Genomic DNA, 11,082 nt, shown 5'->3' with positions numbered 1-11,082 from the left:
CACGAGGCATTAGAGATACAACATTGGGTATAGGGGTGAGTACTAAAATTTGTACTTAAACCGAGCTTTGTCACTGATTATTGCGACAACAGTAAAACCATACCAGGTTTGATAAACTCATACTTGACGGGATAATTTGATGGTATCCCGTTTCTCAAAAGGCACGGAGATTTAGCTGGATGTTGCGAGTTCTACGAATCGAGAATTTTGCCCTCATCGACCAATTAGAACTTGAATTTGGAACTGGATTGAATGTTCTAACTGGTGAAACTGGTGCGGGAAAGTCGATTATACTCGATGCTATTGATGCGGTCTTGGGTGGCAAAGTCTCAAGTCGTGTAATTCGTACTGGTACTAATCGCTCACTAGTCGAAGCTACTTTTGTTGCTGACTCAGCTTTAGCGCATTGGTTAAGCGAACAAGAAATTGATTTAATCGATGATAATTTACTAATCGTTAGCCGCGAAATTTCTATTACTGCCAATAATGTTCGCAGTCGTTCGCGTTTAAACGGTGTACTTGTTAATCGTCAAGTCATGAACGAGTTACGTGAAAGATTAGTGGAAATTACTGCCCAAGGACAAAGTGTCTTGGTCGGACAATCTTCTCAAGTTCGTGACTGGTTAGACGTTTACGGTGGAAGTACACTTCCCCAACACCGTGATGTTGTTGCAGGTGCTTATGTTACCTACCAACAAGCACATTTAGCTTTAGAACAACGTCGCACATCCGACCGTGAACGTTTACAGCAACTCGATTTATTAACTTATCAAGTAACTGAACTTGGCGCCGCTTCTTTAGACGACCCCGACGAATTTGAACAACTTCAACAGGAACGTGAGCGTCTGACCCACGTGGTTGATTTGCAGCACATGAGTTATAAAATATACCAAGCTTTATATCAAAATGATGGTGATGCTCTTACTGTTACAGATTTACTCGGTGATAGTGAAGGCGCCTTGACAGACATGGTTGAGTACGACAAAGAGTTACAACCATTATTAGATTTAATATGTGATGCTCAAACAGCAGTTTGCGAAGTCGCGCGACAAATAAATGCTTATGGTGAAAATCTTGAAGCTGATCCACAACGTTTAGAAGAAGTCGAAGAAAGAATTCGCGAACTTAAACAAATTATTCGTAAATACGGGCCAACTTTAGCGGACGCCATTGCCCATTACAACCGTACACAAGCTGAGTTAGCAGCACTGACCAACTCAGAACAATCTATCGAGAGTTTGGAAAAGCAAGAAAAAGCTTGTTTCGACAAATTAATCAAAGCTTGTAACAAGTTAACGCAATTACGGCGCTCTGCTGGCGAGAAGTTAGAAGCTGAGTTAATTCGCGAACTCAAACCGTTAGCAATGGAAAAAGTGCAGTTCAAAGTTGATATTACCCCAACTACACCAACATCTACGGGCGCCGATAAAATTACCTTTATGTTTAGTCCCAACCCAGGTGAACCTTTACAACCTTTGTCAGAAACTGCTAGTGGTGGGGAAATGAGTCGATTTTTACTCGCTCTCAAAGCTTGTTTCTCACTTCAGGAGGCGCCGGATACAATGGTATTCGATGAAATTGACGTAGGGGTATCAGGAAGAGTCGCGCAAAGCATCGCTGAAAAACTCCACCAAATTAGCTATCAACAGCAAGTATTATGCGTCACTCACCAACCTCTTGTAGCGGCAATGGCAGATAGACATTTTCGTGTCTCTAAGCAAGTAATCAATGAGGCACGTAAAAAAGAAAACAACGGACACGCAGAAGAACGTACAGTAGTAAGAGTCGTAACCCTAGACAACCTAACAAAGCGTCGCGACGAACTCGCACAGCTAGCAGGAGGAAAATCAGCCCAAGATGCCATCGCTTTCGCTGACTCACTACTAGTACAAGCACAACACCACCGGAATAAACTGGCAACGGATGATAAACGGATGTAACGAATGATTTTGCCCTTATCCGTTACAGGAGTGGTACCGTTGCCAAGTCTACATTTTGAAACAATTATCGGAAATTTGGGAACCATAAATTGTAGTAAAACTAGTGGCAGTGGTATTGGAAACTCCCAAATGAACGATAGTTTACACTTGCATGGGCTGCTCGAAGAAATTTATCAACAGCTATTACCCCAGGTGAAGGTCGAAAGCGTGTACCCTCACGACCCGGTAGAAGTTGATAATTTGCCTCAACCTTGGCGCCTGTTAGGCAGGGGTAATTATGCTGCGGTATTTTGTCATCCTGATTACGCAGATGAAGTTGTAAAAATTTATGCACCGGGACGACAGGGTTTTGAGGAAGAGATACAAGTGTACAGTCGTCTTGGAGAGCATCCAGCTTTTTCTCAGTGCTATTACGCCAAACCAAACTTTTTAGTTTTAAAGCGTTTACTTGGTACAACTCTATACGACTGTATTCAACGAGGTATGCGGATACCGAAGCAAGTTATAGATGATATTGATGAAGCATTAGAATACGCACGAAGAAAAGGACTTTATCCTCACGATATTCACGCGCGTAACGTGATGATGCATGAAGGTAGAGGTTATGTGGTAGATATATCAGACTTTCTTGATCAAGAGAGTTGCTCGAAATGGGACAACTTTAAAAAAGCATACTATTGGCTCTACCGTCCCATACTGCGTCCACTTGGCTTGCGGGTACCTTACTTCGTCCTTGATATCATCCGCAAGGGTTATCGTGCTTTTTCTACGTTCACAAAAAGTTGTCATCGACAATTAGGGATGTTACTTGGTTACAAATCTTCAAAACATCTCAAACGCTTTAAACGATAGTTAACCTGTTTATAATCCTAAAAAAGTTATCTCTAGTTGTCTCTGAATCCTCTTGAATTAATTTAATACAGAATTCGCATAGCAGTAAATATAACCTGCGGAAGCTTATATTTACCTGAATTCAGCCCTCAGAAAGATGGAGAATAAGTCATTTATTTCTTACTCTTTCAATTAAGGAATATAAAACCACATTGAGGGCAAATAATTATGGTACTTCATAAACTTGGAGATTTTGACCCAGATTACCGTGATACTTTTGAAGGAAATGATATCAAAGGTTTAAGTGTATACGCTGAAGCAAGCGATGAAAAAATCGGTACTATCGGCGATGTATTAGTAGATGAAGAAGGTCGTTTCCGCTATTTTATTGTTGATTTAGGTTTCTGGATTTTTGGTAAAAAAGTATTATTACCAGTTGGTCGATCACGCATCGACCATACTGCTGACCGCGTTTATGCTATTGGTATGACACGTGAGCAAGCAGATGCACTACCAGAATTTAATAACGATCTTGCTGTAGATTACGATTACGAAGAGAATGTTCGCGGAGTTTATCGCGGTTCATCCAGCAATGTTCGTACTTCTGGTGTAACAAGTACTGCACCTCTAGAAGCATCAGCACCATTAGATACATCAATGCCTCTCGATGCTTCCGCAGCAGCAATAGGTACAGCATATACTACAGGCGCCGCCGCAGTTCCAGCTACATCTGAGTCACGTAAAATTGCTGATACCCCTGTATACAACCGTGATGCATATACATACAAAGATGAACCATCGTTGTATGACCTGAATGAGCAAGACCACCAAACATTACGTTTATACGAAGAACGTTTAGTTGCCAACAAGCAGCGTCGTAAATCGGGTGAAGTTGCCATTGGTAAGCGCGTTGAAACAGAAACCGCACGAGTAGCTGTTCCAGTCGAAAAAGAAAGAGTAGTTGTTGAGCGTATAACTCCTACTGATGCGGGTAGAGCAGTAACTCCCGACGCAACCGCATTCCACGATGGTGAAGTAGCTCACGTAGATATTTACGAAGAAACTCCCGATATCCGTAAAGAAACTGTTGTTCGTGAAGAAGTTCGCGTTAGTAAAGTTGTAGACCACGATACAGTCGAAGCACAAGAAACAATTCGTCGTGAAGAATTAGACGTAAATGCTCCTGGTCTCGATGTTGACCAACGCTAATAAATTTGAATAATTATCTTGTTAACTCTTGTGGGGTGGGCATCCTTGCCCGCCCTAAAGTCAGAACAAAAAACAGGCAGGATGCCTGTTCCACAAGATAGACAAATTAAAACATCATTAATAAATAAAAAATAAATTTAAATATCTATTTATAAATTTACTAAGGATTGAGTTATGACAGTCGCTTCAGAAAACGTTAATAATTTAAATACTACAGATAAACAAGCACAAATTATATCTTTACTAACCAATCTCAATAGAAAGATTAGAAATTTTGCTGTAGTTGACAGAGAGTTAGAGCAGATTGGCGCCGTTAAAGATGTGATAATTGACTCTAATCGCCAAATTAGCTTTATTATATCTGACGCTCAAACTACACCAAGGCTATTTATACTAAAGGGTCAACACGTTCAAAAAATAGACCCACAGCTAAGAAAAGTCTTTCTAATTATAGATAGTACACAAGTTAACAACCTACCAGAATATCAAGAACGAAACATGGAAATAAATACAGACGCACAAGGTTTATCTTCAGATAGCTACGTTGCAGATTCTCATATAGCTGATGCTACATCAGAAATACATACGCAGCAAACGACCTTGCAAAGCGAAGACGTAATTAAGTTACTTGAAGAACGGTTAGTTGTTGACCGCACAAAGCGAAAAATTGGTGAAATAATTGTTCGTAAAGAAATTGAGACCCGAATGGTGACAATTCCTGTTCGTCGTGAAAGATTAATTGTTGAACAGTTAAGCCCCGAACATAAGCAACTCGCAAATATTGACTTAGGAGAAGAATTATCACAAGTTGAGTCAAACCAAGAAATACCATTGGCAAATAATTTTGAAGGTAGTTTGACTGTAAGTGGTGAGTTCAGTTCACCAAAAGTCGCAAGTTTGTTACTTAATGCTATTGCCTTGGAGCGTAATCATGGTTGTCAACGAATACAAGTCACTATCGCTGTCGATAATGAACAACTTCAACAAAAATACGAAGAATGGTTTGCACGTACTTCCATTGGAAACCGTCAGGAGAATGGTAATGGAAAATAAAGAATTTATTAAATTTTAAAATAATTTATGCAATTTGGGCGCCACAAGGCTGCCTTTTTTTTGGTTGATACAAAAGTTATAATTCTTAATATATGGTTTTTACCTAGAAAAAATTCGGAATTACCCCGTTAGCTAGTTGTTAAAAGTTGTAGGCTAGAGTAGTGGGTATTTTAATATAAGCAATGAATTCGGTGTATATCCTTGTCGCGGTGGTTTTAGCTACGGGCGGGATAATAGGGAGTGTTGGTGACAAATTCGAGAAAAGAGTTCGTAAACAGCGCTTATCGCTATTTTTCCTGCGTCCAAAACATACAATTTTACTGATAGCTTTTTTTACAGGTGTACTTATTTCAGCTTCAACGCTGTTCATTGTGTTTGCTGCTGATGTGGGGTTGCGAGACACTGTGTTTCAAATTGATGCTTTGCAGAGGGATATTAGTGTAAAGCAGGAAGAGTTGGATGTGTTGATTAGGCAGATTCAAAGTTTGGAGAATAGTTAGGGGAATGTTAGGGCGGGCAGGGATGCCCGCTCCACAAGAGCAACAGCAATACAGAGCAACAGAAGAGAATTAGACTAGGGGTAGTAGGATTTCAAATTCTGTACCGGCGCCTGGTTGAGAGTGAATTTTAAATTTGCCACCGTGTCTTGCTGTAATAATACGGTAGCTGGCGGCGAGGGTTGTTTCTTTGTCTGCACGCTTTTCGACCGAAAATGATTCGATTATTTGTTGTTGGGTTTCTTCGGATATTCCCTTGCTGTTATCGGCGATACGTACTGAAACCCAGCGTGAGTCAACTGCGCTACATGTTGTTGGTGGTAAAGAAATTACCTCGGTTATAATCTCAATTCGAGGTTTTTCTTCGTTACAAGTCGTATCAAGATTATTATATTGCTGTCGGATTGCTTCATCGAGTAGACTATCGACTGACCGACTCAAAATATTCATGAATACTTGATTGAGTTGCCCTAGGAAACAATATACAGGGGGTAATGACCCATAATTTCTAATTATTTCTATTTCGCCTTTGACTCGGCTATTAATCAATAAGATAACGTTTTCAATTATTGTGTGTATATCTGCTGGTTTGGGGTAAACTGCATCAATATGACAAAAGTTTTGTAAACTGGTTACAAGTTTTTTGAGTCGTTCTGCTCCTGTTCGGATACTTTTAAGCGATTTATTTAAGTCTTGCTCTAAAAAATCAAATTCTATATCTTGCATCAAATAAGCGATGTGTTCTGAGGGGTTGGGCAATTCCCGGTTATAAGCTGCAATCAGTTTTAATAAGTCTTGGGTATAGTTAGAAACGTGGGTCAAGTTACCCCATATAAAATTTACTGGGTCAAGAATTTCGTGTGCGACTCCATCGACTAATCGCCCTAGAGAAGCCATTTTGTCGTTTTGGATGATTTGCGCTTGGCTACGTTCGTACCTGACTTGTGTTTCTATACCCCGAATTTGCCAACTGGCAATATTTAATTCCGATATATCGAGTAAGCAATAGGCGCCTTCAGATGATTTAACAACAACAGGTTCGCTCACTAGTTCAGGAGAACGCCTTAATGCTAGTTGCATTGCCGTCAAAATAGAAGTTGTCTCAGACAAAAGTAACACACCAGTCCGGGCATAACTGTAAAGAATACTCAGGGGTTGCTCGAAAAACATTTCCTTCCCAAATGGGCGAATTAAAAATTCTAATAACTGGCGCCGCGAAAGCATTCCTATGTAATTACCGTCTTCGAGCAGTATCACCCCAGGTACAAGCGGGTATTTCTCAAACACTTGAGCAACACAGGCGCCTGTACAGGATGTTTGAACCTCGAATGTGTATAATGACAATTCTTGCAGCGTAGAGTCTAGACTTAGGTCACCTCTATTGCCTTCGAGAAGAATTGGCGCATTGATTTCGGAAACAAATTCTTGTTGCACTCTAGACCCTGATTATTCATTAATTTACGTTCTTAAAATATTGCTAACGAGAAATCGCTAGCTCTTCTAGGCTATTTCAGTTTTGCGTTTTGCGGTATGTGGAAAATAGGGAATAGCAATTTTGTGCCAATTGGTAAACCTCCGAGCCATTTTGATTTTAAAAGCTTTGTAAAATATCAATAAAATTACGTAAAGTTTTCTTTTTTATGAGCAATTTTACTGTAAGTATATTTATGGCTAGATAAATATTGTATGTAAGTATCATCATTATAAACAAATACTATGCTGTTATTTTTAATGGAATGTATATAAAATTTTTGAAATATATGTATAAAATTTTACATTTATCTGAAAAAATGAAGCATGGAACAATAATTAGCAGTAAGTAGACAATGTAACAATTACTACTTTAATTTCAACGTCAAACTCTGTTTAAGTTATATTTAATTACCTGTACTTGTTTTTGATCCCCATTTCGATACAATGCGGGAACATAACTATTAATGCTAATCTCCGCTTTGCTCCAGCACACTTATGAATCAACTGAGTAACGGTTTTACGATATTTCTAAGTTTATTAGTCGAGGCGATACCATTTTTGCTGCTTGGGGTTTTGTTCTCTAGTGTGCTGCTGTTCATGGTTGATGAGCGCAAGCTAGTTGAAAGAATGCCAAGAAATCCTTTATTGGGGGCATTTGTTGGTAGTTTAGTAGGCTTTTTGTTCCCTGTCTGTGAATGTGGCAATGTTCCAGTCGCTCGTCGTTTGTTGATGCAAGGGGTTCCTACATCCGTTGCAATTGGCTTTTTGTTGGCGGCGCCTACAATAAACCCAATTGTAATTTGGTCTACATGGACGGCGTTTCGCGACCAGCCAGAAATTGTAGTGCTACGGGTAGTATTTTCTTTGGTAATAGCAACAATCGTTGGTTGGGTATTTAGCTTTCAAAAAGATTTAACGCCACTAGTGCAACCAGCTATTGCGCGGTATCTAAAATTCAACCCACCTCCAGAACAATCCTCAAAACGTCGTAGTGGCAGAGGGCAAAATACTAGAGTGCAAACGGGTAATTCAACATTATTACAGTCGGGCACTTATATTTTGGGTGGTTCGTCTTCTGGTCAAATTACTCGTATCGACACAAGTCCGGAAGAAGTGGCAATCGCCAATCAAACAAAACCAATGTCTGATAAATTGCGCCTGGTATTGGATAATATTATTCAGGAACTGCGCGAGTTAGGGGCAGTGATGGTGATAGGTAGTGCAGTTGCAGCAGCGATTCAAGTACTTGCACCTCGCGATATAATATTGAGTTTGGGCGCCGGAACCGTAAGTTCAATCATCGCAATGCTTGTACTCGCAGTAGTAGTATCGATTTGTTCTACAGTAGATTCATTTTTTGCCTTGTCATTTGCTTCTGCTTTCACAAGTGGTTCATTGCTAGCATTTCTGGTATTTGGACCAATGGTGGATATTAAAGGTATTGGGCTAATGCTATCAATTTTTAAACCACGAGCATTGTTTTATTTATTTGCATTGGCAGGACTACTAACATTTTTGATGACGCTATTTTTGAATTTACACGTCTTTTAATATCAAATGACTAGTCAAACGAATACTAAACCCAAAATTTCTCCGAAACTTCTAGCTTGGCTTGATGTTGTAGCGATTGGTTCTTGGGGAGTTTTAATGTTGAAATACTGGCAAACTGGTAAATTAAACGTTTTAATTCACCCTGATTATTTTTGGTTAATAATTGTTGCGAGCATCGGATTATTATTAGTTGCTTTTTTAAAAGCTAAAGAATTATTACAAAGGCGCCGCTATAACGAAATAGTAGGCGCCCAACACATAACAGTTTTTCCTCCTGGTTGGAGTAGTTCGTTATTAATAATTACAGCGCTTTTAGGGTTTTTTATTACACCCCAAGTTTTTGCCTCTTCTAGCGCAATGAATAGAAGCGTCACCGAGTTACTGGGACCAACACGTTCGCAACCGCAAGCTTTCCGCGCTTCAGTTCGTCCAGAAGAAAGGTCATTAGTAGAGTGGATACGGACTCTTAGCGTTTACCCAGAACCTGATGCTTATACAGGGCAAAGAGCAAAAGTTCAAGGTTTTGCCATGTATCCCAAAGATATCGGTCAAGACTTTATGATGCTGTCACGGTTTGTAATTACTTGTTGTGCTGCTGACGCTTATCCAGTTGGAATACCCGTCAAACTATCTGAAGGTCGAGATAAATACCCCGCTGATAAATGGTTTGAGGTTGAAGGCAAAATCATTACAGAAACCTTTAATGGAAAACGTCACCTCGCCATTAACGCTACATCTATTAAAGAAATTCCACAACCAAAAAATCCTTACAGTTCATAAAAATTTTAGAGTTTGGATTTTGGATTTTGGATACAATCTTAAATCCAGAATCGATTCATGTGTGTAGCAAAATCTAAAATTTAAAATCTAGAATCTAAAATCAATAATGGCTAGAAAAAAGTTTTCATTATTACCTATTGACCGTATTTCTATTACCCTAATAGTAATAATATCTATACTAATTGGTATACTACTTATCCAAGGTGATGTTGTTAGGGCAAGCGTCAGAAACTTTAGTTGGGAAAATCAAAAAGTCGGCGCCGATGATACTTCTTTTAGCATGACATTTAGTCGTCCAATGGATGCTAAAAGTGTTGAAAATAATTTAAAAATAGACCCACCATTAGCTGGAAAGTATAGCTGGGCAGGACGACGGATGGTGTACACGCTGTTAACTCCGGCGCCTTATGGTACAAATTATAAAGTTCAATTACAGGGAGCAGTCGATAAATTTGCCAAAAAACAGGGTAAAAACTTAACGCTTCAACCTTTTTCAGGCGCCTTCCGCACGCGCGACCGTGCCATTCTTTATATTGGTGCGACAGGAGAAGAACAAGGAAGGTTAGTACTTCAGAACTTGACGCAAGACCAAAAAACAGTCCTTACCCCCAAAGACCTAGCGGTTATGGACTTTAAACCTTATCCAGAAGGAGATAAAGTTTTATTCTCTGCACGTGCGAAAACAAACCAAGATTTGCTCTCCAGCAAAATATATACTGTCACAACAGGCTTTCCGAGTAAACCTACAGAAGAAGCACAACCCCCAAGTCGAGTTGACTTGGTACTAGATAGTGATGGGTATCAAAATTTAAAATTCGATTTATCACCCGATGGCAAGACTATTGTTATTCAACGTGGCAAAAAAGATAGTCCTGGTGACTTTGGGTTATGGTTTATGTCCGCACGTAAAGATTCTTCAGAAGGAACTAAACTTACTCGTCTAGAAAGTCAACCAAGTGGAGACTTTTTAATTACCCCCGATAGTAAAGGGGTAGCTGTTGCCCAAGGTGAGGGTGCAGCAATTTTGCCAATACAAAAAGACGGTAGCAAACCACTTGACTTTTTACCTCAGTTTGGTTTAGTACAAGCGTTTTCTAAAGATGGGACACAAGCTGCAATGGTTAAGTTTAACCGCGACTTTCAAAACCCGACTCGCTCGTTATTTTTAGTCACAAACCAAGGTGTAAACAAAGAGCTGATAAAAACCACAGGTACAATAATAGGTTGTCAATTTGACACGGCATCTCCGAATCTTTACTGTTTAATTACCCAATTATTACCTGGCGACCAATTTTTAGAACAGCCATATTTTATAGCAATTAACCTAAAAACCGGGCAACAAAAAGCATTACTAGTTCTGCCAGCAGGGCAACGTAATATACAAATGAGTCTTGCTCCCGATGGTTTAGGGTTGCTGTTCGACCAAGTAGTAAGCCTTGAAGGTGGCGCCCCAACAACTAGCAGCTTAAAAACCTCATCAGGTGAAACAATATCAGGGAGTAGTCTTTGGCTAATGCCCTTGCTACCCGTTGCCGACGCATCAAATGCCGCCGAAATAAAACCCGAACAACTACCAATAGCTGGGTTTTACCCACGTTGGCTCCCCTGATTAGTTAGGAGTTAGGAGTTAGAAGTTAGGAGTTAACTCTTAACTCCTAACTTTCAAACAAGTAGAATGTAAGTACAATTAGTGCTATAAAATACTATGAACAGGTTTGTAAGCCCTAGGTCGCTTCAAGAGTGTTCTA

The 11,082-nt window shown here is 39.7% G+C and carries 9 protein-coding genes; 8 read left to right on the top strand and 1 reads right to left on the bottom strand.

Annotated elements, in window-relative coordinates; translation table 11 throughout:
* The first annotated feature begins 179 nt into the window (after positions 1 to 179).
* The 5 genes from recN (at position 180) to DSM106972_RS14265 (ending at position 5,533) form a co-directional block, all read left to right on the top strand.
* The gene (recN, locus tag DSM106972_RS14285) at positions 180 to 1,940 is read left to right on the top strand and encodes a DNA repair protein RecN (protein ID WP_127081337.1); all 1,761 of its coding nucleotides are present in this window, start codon (positions 180 to 182) and stop codon (positions 1,938 to 1,940) included.
* Between the two features lie 129 nt (positions 1,941 to 2,069).
* Positions 2,070 to 2,792 (top strand): serine/threonine-protein kinase, encoded by a 723-nt coding sequence (locus DSM106972_RS14280; protein ID WP_127081586.1) that lies wholly within the window; start codon positions 2,070 to 2,072, stop codon positions 2,790 to 2,792.
* Positions 2,793 to 2,999: 207 nt separating this feature from the next.
* A complete protein-coding gene (locus DSM106972_RS14275; protein WP_127081336.1) occupies positions 3,000 to 3,980 on the top strand; it encodes a DUF2382 domain-containing protein in 981 nt (326 codons plus the stop codon).
* Between the two features lie 174 nt (positions 3,981 to 4,154).
* Positions 4,155 to 5,033 (top strand): YsnF/AvaK domain-containing protein, encoded by an 879-nt coding sequence (locus DSM106972_RS14270; protein ID WP_127081335.1) that lies wholly within the window; start codon positions 4,155 to 4,157, stop codon positions 5,031 to 5,033.
* 182 nt (positions 5,034 to 5,215) lie between these two features.
* On the top strand, positions 5,216 to 5,533 hold the full coding sequence (locus DSM106972_RS14265) for a DUF3084 domain-containing protein (protein WP_127081334.1): 318 nt from the start codon (positions 5,216 to 5,218) through the stop codon (positions 5,531 to 5,533).
* Between the two features lie 69 nt (positions 5,534 to 5,602).
* On the opposite strand, the gene DSM106972_RS14260 is transcribed toward DSM106972_RS14265, so the two are convergent.
* Positions 5,603 to 6,964, bottom strand: coding sequence for a sensor histidine kinase (locus DSM106972_RS14260; RefSeq protein ID WP_127081333.1), 1,362 nt, complete (start codon positions 6,962 to 6,964; stop codon positions 5,603 to 5,605).
* Between the two features lie 534 nt (positions 6,965 to 7,498).
* On the opposite strand from DSM106972_RS14260, the gene DSM106972_RS14255 reads away from it, so the two are divergent.
* From DSM106972_RS14255 to DSM106972_RS14245, 3 genes are all read left to right on the top strand, one after another.
* A complete protein-coding gene (locus tag DSM106972_RS14255) occupies positions 7,499 to 8,554 on the top strand; it encodes a permease (RefSeq protein ID WP_127081332.1) in 1,056 nt (351 codons plus the stop codon).
* 6 nt (positions 8,555 to 8,560) lie between these two features.
* Positions 8,561 to 9,334, top strand: coding sequence for a TIGR03943 family putative permease subunit (locus tag DSM106972_RS14250; protein ID WP_127081331.1), 774 nt, complete (start codon positions 8,561 to 8,563; stop codon positions 9,332 to 9,334).
* Between the two features lie 106 nt (positions 9,335 to 9,440).
* Positions 9,441 to 10,943 (top strand): Ig-like domain-containing domain, encoded by a 1,503-nt coding sequence (locus DSM106972_RS14245; RefSeq protein WP_127081330.1) that lies wholly within the window; start codon positions 9,441 to 9,443, stop codon positions 10,941 to 10,943.
* Positions 10,944 to 11,082: the final 139 nt, after the last annotated feature.

This window comes from Dulcicalothrix desertica PCC 7102, assembly GCF_003991905.1.
Taxonomy (GTDB): domain Bacteria; phylum Cyanobacteriota; class Cyanobacteriia; order Cyanobacteriales; family Nostocaceae; genus Dulcicalothrix; species Dulcicalothrix desertica.
This window is presented reverse-complemented; position numbering and strand designations above follow the sequence as displayed.

Excerpts from the sequence above, each read along its gene's own strand:
- DSM106972_RS14245 (WP_127081330.1), top strand. The coding sequence starts at position 9,441 with ATGGCTAGAAAAAAGTTTTCATTATTACCTATTGACCGTATTTCTATT.
- DSM106972_RS14250 (WP_127081331.1), top strand. The coding sequence starts at position 8,561 with ATGACTAGTCAAACGAATACTAAACCCAAAATTTCTCCGAAACTTCTA.
- recN (WP_127081337.1), top strand. The coding sequence starts at position 180 with ATGTTGCGAGTTCTACGAATCGAGAATTTTGCCCTCATCGACCAATTA.
- DSM106972_RS14270 (WP_127081335.1), top strand. The coding sequence starts at position 4,155 with ATGACAGTCGCTTCAGAAAACGTTAATAATTTAAATACTACAGATAAA.
- DSM106972_RS14255 (WP_127081332.1), top strand. The coding sequence starts at position 7,499 with ATGAATCAACTGAGTAACGGTTTTACGATATTTCTAAGTTTATTAGTC.
- DSM106972_RS14280 (WP_127081586.1), top strand. The coding sequence starts at position 2,070 with ATGAACGATAGTTTACACTTGCATGGGCTGCTCGAAGAAATTTATCAA.
- DSM106972_RS14265 (WP_127081334.1), top strand. The coding sequence starts at position 5,216 with ATGAATTCGGTGTATATCCTTGTCGCGGTGGTTTTAGCTACGGGCGGG.
- DSM106972_RS14275 (WP_127081336.1), top strand. The coding sequence starts at position 3,000 with ATGGTACTTCATAAACTTGGAGATTTTGACCCAGATTACCGTGATACT.